18 protein-coding genes are annotated in these 16903 nt (G+C 67.3%); 6 read left to right on the top strand and 12 right to left on the bottom strand.

The window, feature by feature from the left end; translation table 11 throughout:
• Position 1: 1 nt before the first annotated feature.
• From FHW79_RS14685 to rpsF, 10 genes are all read right to left on the bottom strand, one after another.
• Positions 2-220, bottom strand: coding sequence for a hypothetical protein (locus FHW79_RS14685; RefSeq protein ID WP_183179626.1), 219 nt, complete (start codon positions 218-220; stop codon positions 2-4).
• A 104-nt stretch (positions 221-324) separates the two neighbouring features.
• Positions 325-1116 carry an ATP-binding cassette domain-containing protein gene (locus tag FHW79_RS14680; RefSeq protein WP_247884380.1) on the bottom strand — a complete coding sequence of 264 codons (792 nt, stop codon included), beginning with the start codon at positions 1114-1116 and terminating at the stop codon, positions 325-327.
• 22 nt (positions 1117-1138) lie between these two features.
• Positions 1139-1915: an ABC transporter permease gene (locus FHW79_RS14675; RefSeq protein WP_183179624.1), complete on the bottom strand. Its 777-nt coding sequence runs from the start codon at positions 1913-1915 to the stop codon at positions 1139-1141.
• The gene (gene alr, locus FHW79_RS14670) at positions 1915-3051 is read right to left on the bottom strand and encodes an alanine racemase (protein ID WP_183179623.1); all 1137 of its coding nucleotides are present in this window, start codon (positions 3049-3051) and stop codon (positions 1915-1917) included. Before alr ends, FHW79_RS14675 begins: the two co-directional genes overlap by 1 nt.
• Positions 3029-4561, bottom strand: coding sequence for a replicative DNA helicase (locus FHW79_RS14665; RefSeq protein WP_183179622.1), 1533 nt, complete (start codon positions 4559-4561; stop codon positions 3029-3031). The genes alr and FHW79_RS14665 overlap by 23 nt, the downstream gene beginning before the upstream one ends.
• A gap of 182 nt (positions 4562-4743) precedes the next feature.
• A complete protein-coding gene (locus FHW79_RS14660; protein WP_183179621.1) occupies positions 4744-5997 on the bottom strand; it encodes a cyclopropane-fatty-acyl-phospholipid synthase family protein in 1254 nt (417 codons plus the stop codon).
• A 251-nt stretch (positions 5998-6248) separates the two neighbouring features.
• The gene (gene rplI / locus FHW79_RS14655; RefSeq protein WP_183179620.1) at positions 6249-6815 is read right to left on the bottom strand and encodes a 50S ribosomal protein L9; all 567 of its coding nucleotides are present in this window, start codon (positions 6813-6815) and stop codon (positions 6249-6251) included.
• Positions 6815-7771, bottom strand: a complete 957-nt coding sequence (locus tag FHW79_RS14650; protein ID WP_183179619.1) for a DUF2232 domain-containing protein — start codon at positions 7769-7771, stop codon at positions 6815-6817. Before FHW79_RS14650 ends, rplI begins: the two co-directional genes overlap by 1 nt.
• A gap of 34 nt (positions 7772-7805) precedes the next feature.
• The gene (gene rpsR / locus FHW79_RS14645) at positions 7806-8078 is read right to left on the bottom strand and encodes a 30S ribosomal protein S18 (protein WP_014240379.1); all 273 of its coding nucleotides are present in this window, start codon (positions 8076-8078) and stop codon (positions 7806-7808) included.
• The gene (gene rpsF, locus FHW79_RS14640; RefSeq protein ID WP_035673612.1) at positions 8079-8516 is read right to left on the bottom strand and encodes a 30S ribosomal protein S6; all 438 of its coding nucleotides are present in this window, start codon (positions 8514-8516) and stop codon (positions 8079-8081) included.
• Positions 8517-8909: 393 nt separating this feature from the next.
• Here rpsF and fabD point away from each other — a divergent pair, with 393 nt between their 5' ends.
• From fabD to mltG, 5 genes are all read left to right on the top strand, one after another.
• A complete protein-coding gene (gene fabD / locus FHW79_RS14635; protein ID WP_183179618.1) occupies positions 8910-9866 on the top strand; it encodes an ACP S-malonyltransferase in 957 nt (318 codons plus the stop codon).
• Positions 9867-9874: 8 nt separating this feature from the next.
• Positions 9875-10612, top strand: coding sequence for a 3-oxoacyl-[acyl-carrier-protein] reductase (gene fabG / locus FHW79_RS14630; protein WP_183179617.1), 738 nt, complete (start codon positions 9875-9877; stop codon positions 10610-10612).
• A gap of 169 nt (positions 10613-10781) precedes the next feature.
• Positions 10782-11021, top strand: coding sequence for an acyl carrier protein (locus FHW79_RS14625; protein ID WP_014240383.1), 240 nt, complete (start codon positions 10782-10784; stop codon positions 11019-11021).
• 86 nt (positions 11022-11107) lie between these two features.
• Entirely contained in the window at positions 11108-12370 is a 1263-nt protein-coding gene (gene fabF / locus FHW79_RS14620; RefSeq protein ID WP_183179616.1) for a beta-ketoacyl-ACP synthase II, read from the top strand.
• 26 nt (positions 12371-12396) lie between these two features.
• Complete coding sequence (gene mltG / locus FHW79_RS14615; RefSeq protein ID WP_183179615.1) at positions 12397-13398, top strand: endolytic transglycosylase MltG; 1002 nt, start codon at positions 12397-12399, stop codon at positions 13396-13398.
• 48 nt (positions 13399-13446) lie between these two features.
• Here mltG and FHW79_RS14610 read toward each other — a convergent pair whose 3' ends face one another.
• Together FHW79_RS14610 and FHW79_RS14605 are read right to left on the bottom strand one after the other, a co-directional pair.
• Positions 13447-13674, bottom strand: a complete 228-nt coding sequence (locus FHW79_RS14610) for a hypothetical protein (RefSeq protein WP_145676539.1) — start codon at positions 13672-13674, stop codon at positions 13447-13449.
• A 263-nt stretch (positions 13675-13937) separates the two neighbouring features.
• Positions 13938-15914: a lytic transglycosylase domain-containing protein gene (locus FHW79_RS14605; RefSeq protein ID WP_183179614.1), complete on the bottom strand. Its 1977-nt coding sequence runs from the start codon at positions 15912-15914 to the stop codon at positions 13938-13940.
• Positions 15915-15992: 78 nt separating this feature from the next.
• Here FHW79_RS14605 and dapA point away from each other — a divergent pair, with 78 nt between their 5' ends.
• Entirely contained in the window at positions 15993-16868 is an 876-nt protein-coding gene (gene dapA / locus FHW79_RS14600; RefSeq protein ID WP_183179613.1) for a 4-hydroxy-tetrahydrodipicolinate synthase, read from the top strand.
• The last annotated feature ends 35 nt before the right edge of the window (positions 16869-16903 follow it).

The raw sequence follows: 16903 nt of genomic DNA, 5'->3' as shown, positions 1-16903 counted from the left end.
GTCACTTCTCCTCGGTCGGGCCGGCGAAGAAATGGGCAAGCGCATCGGCGGCTTCGAGCGACAGCTGGTTGTTGTTCTTGAGGAGCTGCTCGTGGGCGTTCTTGATGGTCTGCACCGTCTCTTCGTTGGTCAGCAGTCCCTTGGCCTGGAGCGTCTCCAGAATCTTTGCGCTCAGCATGAAGCTCGCAAAGGCCAGCCCGTTCGTGGTGATGTCCGCCATGCTCGTCTCTCCGATAGGAAGCCGGCCTGAGGGGGGCCGGTGAAGGTCGCCGCCGACCCTAGCGGCCGGCCGGTTAATTTTGAGCGAACCGGTGAACGGGCACGTCAGAGCGCCCGCACCTGCATCTGGATCGGCCCTTCACCCCGTCCGTGGACGAACTGGTCCACGTAGGGGTTGCCGGAGTTGTCGATGTCGTTGGCGTGGCCGGTCCAGATGATCCGGCCCTGGTAGATCATCGCCACGCGGTCGGCGATCTTGCGGGCCGAGGCCATGTCGTGGGTGATGGTCACGGCGGTGGCGCCCAGATCCTTCACGCACTTCACGATCAGCTCGTTGATCACGTCGGCCATGATCGGGTCGAGGCCGGTCGTCGGCTCGTCGAAGAAAATGATCTCCGGCTCGTCGGCGATGGCGCGGGCAAGGCCGACGCGCTTCTGCATGCCACCCGACAGCTCCGACGGGAACAGTTCGCCCACCTCGGGGCCGAGGCCGACCGCGCCCATCTTGGCGATGGCGATGTCCTTGGCCTTAGCGCGCGGCATATGCTCGCCCTGGATCAGGCCGAAGGCGACGTTCTCCCAGACCTTCAGGCTGTCGAACAAGGCGGCGCCCTGGAACAGCATGCCGAACTTGTGCAGCAGCTTCTCCCGCTCGCGCGGGCGCAGCTTCGTCGTTTCGTCGCCGTCGACGCGGATGGAGCCGCTGTCCGGCGACAGCAGGCCGAGGATGCATTTCAGCATGACCGACTTGCCGGTGCCCGACCCGCCGATGACGACCAGCGATTCACCGCGCCCAACCTCCAGGTCGATGCCGTTGAGGACGACCTTCGGTCCGAACGCCTTGTGCACGTTCTTCAGCGCGATCTTCGGCGGATGAGCGGGGGGAACCTGCGACATGGACTCGCTCATTGGTCTGCGCTCACTTCGTCGAGAAGAAGATGCCGGTGATGAGGTAGTTCCACACCAGGATCAGGATGGAGGCCGACACCACGGCGTTGGTCGTCGCCGCGCCCACGCCCTGGGCGCCGCCACGCGAGTGGTAGCCGTGGTAGCAGCCCATCAGCGACACCATGAAGCCGAACACCGCCGCCTTGACGAGGCCGGAGATCACGTCGACCGGCTCCAGGAATTCCCAGGTCCGGCCGATGTAGGAGGCCGGGTTGAAGTCCAGCCGGTAGACGCCGACCAGGAAGCCGCCGAACACGCCGATGATGTCGGCGACCAGCACCAGCAGCGGCAGCATGGTCAGCCCGGCGATCAGGCGCGGGGCGATCAGATACTTGAAGGGGTTGGTCGACAGGGTCGACAGGGCGTCGATCTGTTCGGTGACCCGCATGGTGCCGATCTCGGCGGCCATGGCGGCGCCGATGCGTCCGGCGACCATCAGGCCGCCCAGCACCGGCCCCAGTTCCCGCGTCACCGACAAGGCGACCACCGTGGCGATGGCGCCCTCCGCCTGGAAGCGGGAAAAGCCGGAATAGCTCTGCAGCGCCAGCACCATGCCGGTGAACAGCGCGGTCAGCCCGACCACCGGCAGCGAGTAGTAGCCGATGTCGACCATCTGGCGCAGGATCTGCCGCGGGTAGAACGGCGGGCGCAGGCAGTGCGACAGCGCGGCGCCGGTGAACATGGCGAGCTTTCCGGTGGCTTCCAGAAAGATCAGGAAGGCCCGTCCGGTGGCGGCAAGGAAACCCATCAAGCGACCTCAGGCGGCGGCGGGTCGCGGTAGACCCTGTGGTAACGCGCGCCCAGCGAGGTCAGGATCTCGTAGCCAATGGTGCCGCCCTCGCTCGCCACGGTGTCCACCGGGCGGTTCGGGCCGATCAACTCCACCAGCCCGCCGGGCGTCACCGCCGCGTCGGGAAGGTGGCTGACATCCACCGTCACCAGATCCATCGAAACACGCCCAACCACCGGAGCGGCCACGCCGTTGACGAAGACATGGCCGCACCCGCTGAGCGAGCGCAGATATCCGTCGGCATAACCCACTGCGATGGTTGCGATTTTTCCTCTCGCCGCAACGCGGTGCGTGGCACCGTAGCCAACGGTCATAGGGCTGTCAACGTTGCGCACCTGAAGCAGCCGGGCGTCGAGCCGGATGGTGCCCCGCATCGGGTTCGCCGCGGCGGGGGTCGGGTTGACGCCGTAGAGCGCGCAGCCGGGCCGCACGAGGTCGAAATGGAAGGCCGTTCCGTGGAAGATTCCGGCGGAGTTGGCGAAGCTCGCCTCGGCCGCGGGCAGCCGTCCGACCGCTGAGCGGAAGCGCCCGAGCTGCTGGCTGTTCATCACCGAATCCTCGTCGGCGCAGGCGAGGTGGGTCATCCACACCCGGACGTCGATCCCCTCCAGCCGGGAGAGGTCTCCGACCAGCGTGTCCAGCTCGTCCGGGCCAAGCCCGAGTCGGTTCATGCCGGTGTCGATGTGGACAACGGCGGGCAGGGCCGTTCCCTGCGTCCTGGCGTGGGCCTGCCACGCGGCGATGTCGCCGAGATGGTTCAGCACCGGCAGGATGCGCCGGGCTGTGAAGTCCGCCGCGGTGCCGACGGGCAGGCCGCCCAGTGACAGCACGCGCGCGCCCGGCGGCGCCACGGCGCGCACGGCCAGCGCCTCCTCGAACTGGGCGACCACGAAGGTCCGGCAACCGGCGGCAGCAAGCGCCGGGACGACGCGCTCCACCCCCAACCCATAGGCGTTCGCTTTGACCACGGCGGCGCACTCGGCGGGCGCCACCCGGTCGCGGAGCTGCGTCCAGTTGGCGACCACGGCGCCGAGGTCGATGGTCAGGACGGCGCCGGCGCGGGCCAGCGGATCACTCAGTGGGGCCGAAGTCATGGGTCGTGTCGAGGTCGCCGAATTTCGTGAACTGCCCATCGAAGAACATGCGGACGCTGCCGATCGGACCGTGGCGCTGCTTGGCGATGATCGCCTCCGCGGTGTTGTGCACCTCGGCGTAGCGCCTTTGCCAGTTGGCGTAGCGGTCGTTGTACTTGTCCTCCGACTCTTCGGGCCGGCGGGCCGGCTCGCCGCGCTCAAGATAGTACTGTTCGCGGTAAACGAACATCACAACGTCGGCGTCCTGCTCGATGGAGCCCGATTCGCGCAGGTCGGCAAGCTGCGGCCGTTTGTCCTCGCGCATTTCCACGGCGCGGCTGAGCTGCGACAGGGCGAGCACCGGCACCTCCAGCTCCTTGGCGATGGCCTTCAGGCCGCGGGTGATCTCCGAGATTTCCTGCACCCGGTTCTCGTTGCCCTTGGTCGAGCTGCCGCGCAGGAGCTGGAGATAGTCCACCACCACCATGCCCAGCCCATGCGTGCGCTTCAGCCGTCGGCAACGGGTGCGCACCGCAGCGATGGTCAGGGCCGGCGTGTCGTCCACGAAGAAGGGGACGCGGCTGAGTTCCTGGCTGGCCGCCACGAATTTGGGGAAGTCGCTGTCCTTGATCTCGCCGCGGCGGATCTTGTCGCCCGACACCTCGGCCTCGCCGGCCAGGATACGGGTGGCGAGCTGCTCCGCCGACATTTCCAGCGAGAAGAAGCCGACCGGCGCGCCCTCGCCGCCGTTGGTGCGCATGTGCGCCTTGGCGGCGTTGAAGGCGATGTTGGTGGCCAGCGCCGTCTTGCCCATCGAGGGGCGCCCGGCCAGGATGATGAGATCGGACGGGTGCAGGCCGCCCAGCTTGCGGTCCATGTCGCGCAGGCCGGTGGTCACGCCGGTGACGTGGCTGGACCGGCGGAATGCCGTCTCCGCCGTGGCGATGGCCGCCTTCAGCGACTCGGAGAAGGCGATGAAGCCGCCGCGCACGTCGCCGGTCGAGGCGAGATCGAAGAGCTGCTTCTCCGCCGTCTCGATCTGGTCCATGGCGTCGATGTCGAGGTCGTGCTGGTACGCCTCGTTGACCATGTCCGTTCCGACCTCGATCAACTGCCGGCGCAGGAACAGGTCGTGGATCGTCTTGCCGTAATCGCCCGCGTTGACCACCGTCACGACGTTCGCGGCGAGCTGCGCCAGATAGCCGGCGCCGCCGTCCGGCGCCAGCTCGACGTCGTTGTCGAAATAGGCCTTCAGCGTCACCGGGTTGGCGATCTGGCCGCGCTCCACCATCTTGGCGATGGCCGAGAAGATGCGCTGGTGCGCCGGGTCGTAGAAATGCTCGGCGCGCAGGAACTCGCCGACCTTTTCGTACGCCTTGTTGTTCACCAGGATGGCGCCGAGGAGCGCCTGTTCCGCTTCCTCGTTGTGCGGCGGCGTGCGGTATTCGGCCGTCGGCTTCGCGGCACCGGCACGGGACAGCCCGCCGTCGAGGGGGCGCGGCTCGAAAAGCTGGGTGGTCTTGTCATCCATAGCGGCACTTTAGCAAAGGGCGGGGCGCAAAGCTGTGCGATCGGGGTAAGGATACCCACATTCCTGTGAGTAACTTTTGCCCACAGCCGGTGAAAGCTGGGGGTAAGGCAGAATTTGAATGTTCTATCAAGAGCTTGGTCCAGAGCAAAACCTGTGTGTCGATGTGGCGCGGGCACCTTCGGTCACGCGTTGCTGGCGCCGACGTTCCGACCCGTCCGCAAGGGTGGCGGCACGGCCTCGGCCAACGCCGTCTCGGTGCGCCGCATGTAATCGCGGACGAGCGGGACGGCGCCCAGCGAGCGGGCGAGCTGCAACTGGAAAACCATGTGCCCCTGGTAGCGGAAGCTGATCTCCGCCCCCGCCAGATAGAACTCCCACATACGGCAGAAGCGCTCGTCGTACATCGCGCGGGCCTCCTCGCGCCGGGCGGCGAACCGCTCCCGCCAGTGGCGCAGCGTCTCGGCGTAATGGAGGCGCAGAATCTCGACGTCGGTGTTCCACAGCCCGGCCTTCTCCACCGCCGGGATCACCTCCGACAGGGCGGGCGAGTAGCCGCCCGGGAAGATGTATTTGCGGAACCACGGGTTGGTGGAGCCCGGCCCATCCGATCGTCCAATGGAATGAAGCAGCGCCACCCCGTCCTCGGTCAGCAGGTCGCGCAGCTTGGCGAAGAAGGTCGGGTAATGGGGCACCCCGACATGCTCGAACATGCCGACCGAGACGATGCGGTCAAAGCGCCCCTCCATCTGCCGGTAGTCGCGCAGCTCGAAGCGGACCTGCCCGGCCAATCCGGCATGGGCCGCCCGCTGCCGCGCCACTGCGAGCTGCTCGCGGGACAGGGTGATGCCGGTGACTTGGGCGCCGGTCAGCCGGGCGAGATAGAGCGCCATGCCGCCCCAGCCGCAGCCGACGTCCAGGACGCGCATGCCCGGCTGAAGCAGCAGTTTTGCCGCGATGTGCCGCTTCTTGGCCTCCTGCGCCTCGTCCAGCCCGGTGTCGGGGGTAGGGAAGTAGGCGCAGGAATATTGCAGATCGCGGTCGAGGAAAAGTTCGAAGAAGGAGCGCGACAGGTCGTAATGATGGACCACGTTGCGCCGCGACCGCCGCAGGGGATTGCTCTGCTGGATGAGCCGTAGCGCGGGGGAGAGGGTTTCCCGCAGATTGCCCAGAACGCCCTGGACATTGTCCGTCCCGGCGCTCAGCAACGCCAGGAAATCATAGACCGAGCCACCCTCGATGGACAGGCGGCCGTCCATGTAGGCTTCGCCGAAGCGCAGCCGCGGATTGACCACGAGGTCGCGATGCAGCGCCTTGTCGTGCAGGCGCAGTGTGAGGGACGGGGTGCCGACCCCCACCCGGTGCCTCCGCCCATCGGCGCCGACGATGTCCAGAGCACCGGCGGTCAGGGCCGGGCTGAGCAGGCGGGCAAGCAGCATCGCGCATTCTCCCCATCCGTCGAACACGACTCGGTTTCGTTCCTTCGCCGCGAGCGAATCACCAGGAACGAGAGTCGGAGTTCGGAGCGGGGGGAGGCAACCCGCCGGACGGGGCAGGGGGCGGGGCGTCCGGCGCATCCGGAAGGGGGAGGGGCCGGATGTGGCGGAGTGCGGAAAACGGAAAAGCCGCCTCGCCCCTTTTCGGGGCGGGCGGCTTCCGGACGAGCGGACTGGTCTCGTTGAGCGGGCGGTCAGCCCTCCTCGGAAACCTCGGTCTCGGCGGCTTCGGGAGCCTCCTCGATCTCGTCCTCGTCGTCGCGCAGGTCGGCCGCGGTGACCATGCCACCACGCGACAGCTGCAACTCGGCCTCTTCCTGCGAGCGGGCGACATTCACCGTGACGGAGATGCTCACCTCGGGGTGCAGGACGACGCGCAGCTTGAACAGGCCCAGCGTCTTGATCGGGGTCTCGATCGACACCTGCTTGCGGTCGACCTTGTAGCCGGCGGCGTCAAGGGCGTCCGCGACGTCGCGCGGCGTCACCGAACCGTACAGAACGCCGGTTTCGCCGGCCTGACGGATCACGACGACCGTCACGTCGTTCATCTTGGCGGCAACCTGCTCGGCGTCCTTGCGGCGCTCCAGGTTGACGGCCTCCAGGTGGGCCTTCTGCTTCTCGAAGAACGCCATGTTCGCCTTGGTGGCGCGCATAGCCTTCTTCTGCGGCAGCAGATAGTTGCGGGCGAAGCCGGGACGCACCTTCACGACCTGGCCCATCTGGCCGAGCTTCTCGACCCGCTCCAGCAGAATAACTTCCATCACTCGTCCTCCTGATCGGGGCCGGCGGGCCGGAGACGGCGACGCAGCCCAATCCATTGCTCGATCATGCCCAGACCGACCATCAGCACGATCGGCCAACCGAAAAGAAACAGGAACATGTAGAACCCGATGAGGATCGGCAGCTTGGCCGATCGGCTTCGGGCGAACACATGCACCACCGAAAGCCCGGCAAAGGCGAATGGCAGGGACAGGATCAGCGCGGCGTTGACCGCGAGGAACCCGACCGGGTCCGACGCCAGCGAGGCGGCCACCATGGTCAGCAGGAACGCGGTGGCGAGCCACCGTGGCAGTTCCAGATCATCCAGCCGCATGGCCGGGCGCTTGTTGCGGCCGAACCGCATCAGGACGCCCTGCGCCAGGGCTCCGTTGACGATCGTCATGACGAGCCATGAGATCACCGCGAAGCCCGGCAACACCTCGGCCATCCAGATGTCCTGCGGGTCCGGGGCCGGCTGGCCCTGCGCGGAGAACATCTGGTCCGCCATGCGGCTCAGCGTTTCCCGCACCGCGCCCTCCAGCCCGCCGGGCTGATCGAGCGTCAGAACCGCGGCACCCAGAAGGCCCGCCAGTCCCATTCCGGTCAGCGCCATCAGGAGCCGGCCCGGAGGATACCATTCAACACTCCCGTCGGGAGCCGCCCGCGCCAGCAGCGCCTGCCGCACCACCAGGATGACCGGGACAGCCGCGGTCACCAGATAGGCGAGAGACACCAGGACGCTGGACGACACCGCCAGGACCGCCACCGTCCCCGCCGCACCGGCGAGAAGGGAGGCGGTGGAGCCGAGCCACAGTCCCGCGAGGAACAGCGGCAGCGGCGCCAGATAGCCCAGGATCAGCGCCCCGAACCCGCCGAACAGAACGGCGAGATAGAAGAAAGCGCTGACCACGCCGACACCGATGGCAGCCGCCAGAGGGGCGGCCAGGGGCGAGGCCATGGGATTGCCTTTGCCTGTTGTCCGCTTCAGGTCCTTACTTCACCACGTAGGGAAGCAGGGCCAGGAAACGGGCGCGCTTGATGGCGCGGGCGAGTTCGCGCTGCTTCTTCGCGGAAACCGCGGTGATGCGGCTCGGCACGATCTTGCCACGCTCGGAGATGAAGCGGGACAGGAGCTTGACGTCCTTGTAGTCGATCGCCGGGGCGTTCGCGCCCGAGAACGGGCAGGTCTTGCGGCGGCGGAAGAACGGACGGCGGGGACCGCCACCGGTGCGGGCCGGAGCGCCCGAGGTCTGCTTGTCGGACATTTAGGCGTTCTCCCCTTCGGCAACGGTGGGCTCCTGGCGACGCGGCGGGCGCGGGCCACGATCGTCGAAGCGGCGCGGGCCGCGGTCGCCGCGATCGCCGCGGTCACCACGCTCGCCGCGGCTCTGCATCATCACCGACGGGTTGGCGTCCAGCGCATCGACGCGGACGGTCATGAAGCGCAGCACGTCCTCGTTGATGCCCATGTTGCGCTCCATCTCGAGGACGGCGGCGGCGGGGGCGTCAAGGTTGAACAGGGTGTAGTGACCCTTGCGGTTCTTCTTGATCTTGTAGGTGAGCGTCTTCAGACCCCAGTATTCGGTCTTGGCGACCTGGCCGCCGTTGTCGCGAATGATCTGGGCGAACTGCTCGCCGAGCTGCTCGGCCTGGGCGGCCGAGATGTCCTGGCGCGCGATCAGCACGCACTCGTAAAGAGCCATTGTACTCCCCATGGCTGTTCATGGTCCGGCGCTGCGCCCCATCCCCTATGGACAGGATCAGCCGCCCGGGCCTAGCCGACGGCACGCGGGCCACCGGCAAGGAGTTATGAAGCGGCGCAGTATGCACAAAAGCCCCATTCCGACAAGCGGAAACACGAGCCCGTCGGCGATTCCGGCGTCGCCGCCTTCGCTGCACCCTAGAATGGCCCTTTTCTCCATTGGCCTTTGCATCGCAGCAATGAAAAAACGCCGGAAAAGCAACAGAAAGGCACCAATTCCATCCCTTCAACGTTGAGCATCGCTTGACTTGCCCGAAAGGCCGGGTATGACTGTCGCCGAATTCAACGGCAGCGCCGCGGGTGGCGCGCCTTTTTACTAGGGTTCCCAGACAGCATGACCAGGGCGTTCGTCTTTCCGGGCCAGGGCAGCCAAGCCGTCGGCATGGGCCGTGAGCTGGCCGAGGCGTTCGAGGTCGCGCGGCTCACCTTTGAAGAGGTGGACGACGCGCTGAACCAGCGCCTGTCCCGCCTGATGTTCGAAGGCCCCGAGGCCGACCTGACGCTGACCGAGAACGCCCAGCCGGCCCTGATGGCCGTCAGCGTCGCCGTCATGCGGGTGCTGAAGGACCAGGGCGGGCTCGACCTGACCAGGCACGCGGCTTTCGTCGCCGGCCATTCGCTCGGCGAATACTCGGCCCTGTGCGCCGCCGGTGCCTTCACCCTGGCCGACACCGCGCGCCTGCTGAAGCTGCGCGGCCAGGCCATGCAGAAGGCCGTGCCGGTCGGGCAGGGCGCCATGGCCGCCCTGCTGGGCGCCGAGCTGGAGCAGGCCCAGGCCATCGCCGCCGACGCCGCCAAGACCCCTGCGGGTCAGACCGAGGTCTGCACCGTCGCCAACGACAACTCGTCGGGTCAGGTGGTGATCTCCGGCCACGCCGAGGCCATCGAGCGCGCCATCGTGATCGCGGCGGAGCGCGGGCTGAAGCGCACCGTGCGTCTGCCGGTCAGCGCGCCCTTCCACTGCCCGCTGATGCAGCCCGCCGCCGACGCCATGGCCGAAGCCCTGGCCACTGTGACGATCGGCGCGCCGGTGGTTCCGGTGGTCGCCAACGTGACCGCGTCGGCCGTGTCGGACCCCAACGAGATCCGCCGCCTTCTGGTGGAGCAGGTGACCGGCATGGTTCGCTGGCGCGAAAGCGTGCTCTATATGAAGGAGCAGGGCGTTGACACGCTGGTCGAACTCGGCTCGGGCAAGGTGCTGTCGGGTCTCGCCAAGCGCATCGACAAGGAGTTGGCCGGCACCTCCGTTCAGGGCCCGGCCGACGTCGAATCGTTCCTGAAGACCCTGTGAGGCATTCCATGTTCGACCTGACCGGAAAGAAGGCGCTGGTCACCGGCGCCTCGGGTGGCATCGGGGCGCAGATCGCCCGCGCGCTGCACGCGCAGGGCGCCACCGTCGCCCTGTCCGGCACCCGCGTCGCGCCGCTGGAGTCGCTCGCCGCCGAACTGGGCGAGCGCGCCCTGGTGGTGCCCGGCAACCTCGCCGACGCCGCCGGCACCGAGCAGCTCGCCAAGGACGCGGAGGCCGCCCTCGGCCAGATCGACATCCTGGTGAACAACGCCGGCCTGACCCGCGACCAGCTGGCCATGCGCATGAAGGACGACGACTGGCAGTCGGTGCTGGACGTCAACCTGACCGCCGCCTTCCGCCTGTCGCGCGCCGTGCTGCGCGGCATGATGAAGCGCCGCTGGGGCCGCATCATCGGCATCACCTCGATCGTCGGCGTCACCGGCAACCCCGGCCAGGCCAACTACGCCGCCTCCAAGGCCGGCATGATCGGCATGTCGAAGTCGCTGGCCGCGGAGGTCGCGTCGCGCGGCATCACCGTGAACTGCGTCGCGCCGGGTTTCATCACCACGGCGATGACCGACGCCCTGAATTCCGAGCAGAAGGACAAGCTGCTCACCGCCATTCCTTCCGGCCGCATGGGCGAGCCGGGGGAAATCGCCGCCGGAGTCGTGTACCTGGCGAGCGATGAGGCCGCCTATGTCACCGGCCAGACGCTGCACATCAACGGCGGCATGGCCATGATCTGAGGCGGATTCGCTGCCTGAACCGGAGGTTCGGACCGGCGCCCGCGGGCGCTGGTCAAGGCTCTAAAAATGTGTTATCGGACGGGGCTTTTTGTGGCAGGAAGGCACGCAGCCGCGTGTTGAGCCGGCCGAATTCGCCCGAGCGGTCTCAAGGATTGGAAGGTCTTAAAAAATGAGCGATGTCGCCGAGCGCGTTAAGAAGATCGTTGTGGACCACCTCGGGGTCGAGGAGTCGAAGGTGACGGAGAACGCCTCCTTCATCGACGATCTCGGCGCCGACAGCCTCGACACGGTCGAGCTGGTTATGGCTTTCGAGGAAGAGTTCGGCTGCGAGATTCCGGACGACGCCGCCGAGAAGATTCTGACGGTGAAGGACGCCATCGACTTCATCAAGGCGAACGCCGCGGCCTGATCAGGCGTGGCGCAAGAAGGCCAGGCAGCTTTCCGAAGTGGCCTGGCCGTCGCTGAGTTTTCCGAGGAAAGGTCAAGGAATACCCCATGAGACGTGTCGTCGTTACCGGCCTTGGTCTGGTCACGCCGCTCGGTGTCGGCCACAAGCTCAACTGGGAGCGTTTGACCGCCAGCCAATCGGGCATCCGCGCCATCACGGGTTTTGACGCCTCCGATCTGGCCTCGAAAGTTGCCGGGCAGGTTCCGCGCGGGGATGGCGACGGGTTGTTCAACCCCGATGCCTTCGTTCCGCCGAAGGACCAGCGGAAGATGGATGATTTCATCATCTTCGCCATCGCCGCCGCCCACGAAGCGATCAAGGATTCCGGCTGGGTTCCCCAGACCGAGGAGGAGCGCGAACTCACCGGCGTCATGGTGGGCTCGGGCATCGGTGGCCTGCCGGGCATCGCCGACGGTGCGGTCACGCTGGCCGAAAAGGGTCCGCGCCGCATTTCCCCCTTCTTCATTCCGGCCTGCCTCATCAATCTGGCGTCCGGTCACATCTCCATCCAGCACGGCTTCAAGGGCCCGAACCACGCGGTGGTCACGGCCTGCTCGACCGGCGCGCACGCCATCGGCGACGCTTCGCGCCTGATCATGCTGGGTGATGCCGACGTGATGGTCGCCGGCGGCACGGAAGCGGCGGTGAGCCGCCTGGGCGTCGGCGGTTTTGCCGCCATGCGCGCCCTGTCCACGAATTTCAACGACACGCCGGAAAAGGCGTCGCGTCCCTACGACAAGGACCGCGACGGCTTCGTGATCGGCGAGGGCGCCGGTGTCGTCGTCCTCGAGGAGCTGGAGCACGCCAAGAAGCGCGGCGCCCACATCTACGCCGAAGTGGTCGGCTACGGCATGTCCGGCGACGCCTACCACATTTCCGCCCCGGCGGAGGATGGCAACGGCGGCTTCCGCGCCATGCGCAACGCGCTGAAGCGGGCCGGAATGGAGCCGTCGGAGATCGATTACGTCAACGCGCACGGCACGTCGACGCCGCTGGGCGACGAGATCGAGCTGGGCGCGGTGAAGCGTCTGTTTGGCGCGGCGATGGACAACGTCGCGATGTCCTCCACCAAGTCGGCCATCGGCCACCTGTTGGGGGCCGCCGGCGCGGTCGAGGCGATCTATTCGATCAAGGCGATCAACCACAGCCTGGTTCCGCCGACGCTGAACCTTGAGAACCCCTCGGAGAGCTGCCTCGGCGTCAACCTCGTTCCGAAGGTTGCGCAGGAGCGCCGCGTGCGGGCCGCGCTGTCGAACTCCTTTGGCTTCGGCGGCACCAACGCCTCCCTGGTCTTCAAGGAATTCGCCTGAGCGGCGAAGCATCGCGGAGACCGCCGATGGGTTGGGGCCTCCGAATCGCGGCGGGGGCGTTGACCGTCCTCACCGCGGGCAGCGGGTTGGTGTTCTGGGGTGCCCTCCGCGTGATGGCCCCCGGACCCCTAGAGCATGCCGAAACGGTTGTCATTCCGCGCGGGAGCGGGCTGGAAGCGATCGCGCTAACCTTGGAAGACGCGGGAGTCGTCGAGTCCCCGATCCTCTTCCTGTTCGCCGCGAAGCTCCAGGGGCCGCTGAAGGCCGGCGAGTACGCGTTCCCAGCGGGCATCAGCGTGGATGGCGTCCTGGAGATGCTGCGCCAGGGCAAGACGGTGGTCCGCCGCTTCACGGTGCCGGAGGGGCTGACCGCCGCGCAGGTGGTGGCGCTGCTCGATGCCGAGCCGGCGCTGAGCGGCGAGTTGAAGACGGTTCCGAAAGACGGGACCGTACTGCCTGAAACTTATCACTATTCCTACGGCGATTCGCGTTCGGCCCTGATCGAGCGGATGCAGCACGCGATGACCCAGGCTCTGAGCGAGGCCTGGAAGAACCGCGGTCCGGACCTGCCTTACGAGACTCCGCAGCAGGCGCTGACCATGGCGTCCATCGTGGAGAAGGAAACCGGCGTGGCGGCGGAGCGCGCCAAGGTCGCAGGCGTCTTCGTCAACCGCCTGGAGACCGGCATGAAGCTCCAGTCGGACCCGACGGTGATCTACGCGCTGACCGATGGCAGCGGAGAGTTGGGACGGGCTCTGACCCGCAACGACTGGAAGTTCGAGTCGCCCTACAACACCTACGTCGCCGCGGGGCTTCCGCCGGGACCGATCGCCAACCCCGGACGGGCGTCCATCCAGGCGGCGCTCCACCCGGAAAAGCACGACTTCCTATACTTCGTCGCCGACGGAGGTGGCGGGCATGTCTTTGCGAAGACTTTGCCGGATCACAACCGGAACGTCGCCAAATGGCGCGAGGTGCAGCGTCGGCAGTCCGGTGGCGCGGGCAACGGGGACACGCCGCAGGAATAGCGGTCCCCTGTTCCCGAATGGAAGGCCTGTCCGAACGCCAGCCTGTGGTCAGGCGGCGTTCGACGCCACCACCTCCAGGGCGACGACACCGCCCAGAGCGCCGTAGCTCTTGCGGGCGGCGCGCATCTTCTCCAGCGATTCCATGAGGCTTTCCTCGGCGAAACCAGGGGCGAGCTGTGTCAGCTCCTGTTCCGTCAAGGCGATGAAGGCGTCTAAAAGGCGCGCGTGGATGCGGCACGCCTGGCGGACTTCATCGGCGACCATCGGTGCTGGCATGGTAGGCTCCCAATCACGGAATAAAGAGAAACACGGTGCGTCCGTGCGTGGGAATTCTGTCGGGTTGTGGTTAATAGAGCATTAAATGCAATTCATCTTCCGGACAGGAAGAAGAGTTACCACTTCAGACGAAAAGGGCGAAAATTGGACGATTTCGATTTCGGTATGTGACAGAGATAAGCCGGCTTTTGTGACTTTCGAATATTCGTCTTTGATCGGTGCGACGGTCCCTCGTCCGGTGGGGACGAAGGACCGCCGGGATATCAACGACGGATTTCCTTGTCCAGGTTCAGCTCCGCCTTGGCGCCCTGGATGCGCGCCCGATAGACCAGCATGGCCTCCATGACCCGCTGGACGTAGTTGCGGGTCTCGTAGATCGGAATCAGCTCCAGCCAGTCCACGGCGTCGATCGCTTCGCCGCGCGGGTCGCCGTAGGTGTCGATCCATTGGCGCACGCGGGTCGGGCCGGCGTTGTAGGCGGCGATGGCCATGATGTAGGAGCCGTTGAAGCGGTCGATCATGTCCGCCAGATAGGTCGAACCGAGCCGCACATTGTAGTCCGGGTCGCTGATCAGCTTGGCGGTGTCGTGCTTGACGCCCAGCTTGCCGGCGACCAGCTGCGCCGTTCCGGGCATGAGCTGCATCAGGCCGCGCGCCCCGGCCGACGACACCACGCGGGTGTTGAAGGTGCTCTCCTGCCGGATGATGGCGTGCACCAGGGCGATTTCCGGAGCGGCCGGCCGGCTTTCGATCATCGGGTAGCCGGCTTCCACCAGGAACACGTCGTTCTGTGCGGCGTCCTTCGCGGCGGCGACGGCGAGGTCGCGGCGCCCGACCTCGCGGGCCAGCTTGGCGGCCAGCACGTAATCCGCCGGCTCCTTGGCGTCGAGGCTGATGCGGCGCAGGAAGGCGGTCACCCGCTCGTCGGTGTTGCCCTCGATCTCCGCCAGCAGCTTGGTCACGCGCACCACCTCGCGCCGCTCGAAGGCGGTGGCGTCGGCGTTGGACACGCGCGGCTCGGCGGGCAGGGCGATGCGCCCGTTCCCGGCATGGCGGGCGGCGAGCTGGCCGTAGAAGGTCGTGCCATACTGGGCGGCCTTGGCGTACCAGTCCTTGGCCTGCGCGGTCTGGCCCAGCGCCTCGGCCGCACGCCCGCACCAGTAGGCGCCGCGCGCCTTGCTGATGGGCGCGCCGACGGAGCGGTAGAGCTTGTGGAAGTGGTTGAAGGCGCTCGACGGGTCGTCGAGGAAGCGCAGCGCCAGGAAGCCGGCGAGGAACTCCGCCTCCGCCGCGCCGCTGCCCTCGGTCTGCCCGTGCGCCGTCACCAGCCGGTAGGCGAGGTTGTGGTCGCCGTTCACCATGGCGCGGCGGGCCAGGATGTGGCGCTCCGTCCACCAGGCCTGCGGGCGGCCCATGTCCTTGGGCGCCTGGGCGATGATCTCCAGCGCCCCCGCGTCGTCGCCCTTGCGGCGGCGGTAGCGGGCGCGGTCGAACAGCAGGCCGGGGTCGTTGCGCAGGGAGGCGGGGACGCGCGCCAGCGCCGCGTCGGCGTTCTTGGCGTCGCTGTCCAGCGCGATCCGCGCCTCGATCAGCAGGTCGTAGGCCTCGTCGAAGAAGGGCAGCATGCGGCGCACCGCGGCTTCCTGGCGTTCCCACAGCAGCCGGTCGATGCGCGCCTTGTGCTCCTGCGGGCGCAGGTGGGAGCGGTAGCGGGCCAGGAACTGCTCCTCGTCCGCCGACGTGAAGTTCGCCTCGACCCAGCGGTCGCGCACCAACCGCACCGCCCGCTCGGCGTTGCCAGTCGCCAGCAGCGTGTCGGCGTGGCGCATGAAGCCTTCGTTGGACAGCGGCGGGTACTGCTTGAACCAGGCGAGCACCCGGTCCTCGTCCAGGTCGATGGGCATCGCCTTTTCCGCCTGACGGCGGAGCTGCGCCTGGTTGGGCCAGTCGCCGTTCTCGCGGATGAAGGCGGCGATCTCGTCGAAGCTGCCGCCGCCGGGAGTCGCCAGGGCCATCCAGCGGATCACCTTGGCCGGCAGCTTGTTGGACGCCTGTGCGGCGAGGCGCATCGCCTCGTCGTGCCGGTCGTTGTCGGCGGCCTTGAAGGCCTGCCGGTAGACGGCGAGGTCCTGCGCCGTCAGGCTGGCCGCCCCGGCGGGCTGGGCCAGCACGATCAGTCCCAGCAGGGCGGCGGCAATGGCGGAACGGGTGGCGAAACGGGTGGCATGTCGGATGATCATCCGGGCGCTCTTGCTCGGGGGAACGGGTGCGGCTAAGGTGCGCGACACTTTTCTTGTAGTCCGTCGGAGGTGGCAGGCATGTTGTACGGTTCCATCGTCGCTCTTTTGACCCCGTTTAAAAACGGGAAAGTGGACGAGGCCGCCTTCCAGTCCTTCGTCGAGTGGCAGGTTGCGCAGGGCACACACGGTCTCGTTCCGTGCGGCACCACGGGCGAGTCGCCCACCCTCTCCCACGAGGAGCACAACCGGGTCGTCGAGCTGTGCATCGAGGCCGCGGGCGGGAAGGTTCCGGTCGTCGCCGGCACCGGGTCGAACTCCACCGAGGAGGCGATCGCGCTGACCCAGCACGCCAAGAAGGCCGGCGCCACCGCGGCGCTGGTCGTCACGCCCTATTACAACAAGCCGACGCAAGAAGGTCTGTACCAGCATTTCAAAGCGATCCATGACGCGGCGGATTTGCCGATCGTTATCTACAACATTCCCGGCCGCAGTGTCGTGGATATGTCGGTGGCAACGATGGCCCGCCTCGCCAAGCTGCCGAACATCATCGGCGTGAAGGACGCCACGGCCGATCTGGCCCGTCCGGTCCGCCTGCTGCAGGAGGTCGGTCCCGACTTCATCCAGCTCTCGGGCGAGGACGCGACGGCGCTCGCCTTCAACGCGCAGGGCGGCGTCGGCTGCATCTCGGTGACGGCGAACATCGCGCCGGCCCAGTGCGCCGCGATGCAGGACGCTTGGCGGAAGGGCGACCTCGCCACCGCCTACAAGTACCGCGACCTGCTGACCCCGCTGCACGATTCCATGTTCGTGGAGACGAGCCCGGCCCCGGTGAAATACGCCGCCAGCCTGCTCGGCAAGTCCTCGGACGAGGTTCGCCTGCCGCTGATCGCCGCGTCGGAAAGCACGCGGACCACCGTCCGCGACGCGATGAAGAAGGCCGGGCTGCTGTCCTAAGGGACGGCAGCACCCCGCCCCAGGGAAGGAGGATC

The organism is Azospirillum sp. OGB3, from assembly GCF_014192915.1.
In the GTDB taxonomy this organism is placed as follows: Bacteria; Pseudomonadota; Alphaproteobacteria; order Azospirillales; family Azospirillaceae; genus Azospirillum.
The sequence above is the reverse complement of the archived record's forward strand: the minus strand, read 5'-3'. Positions and strand labels throughout refer to the sequence as shown.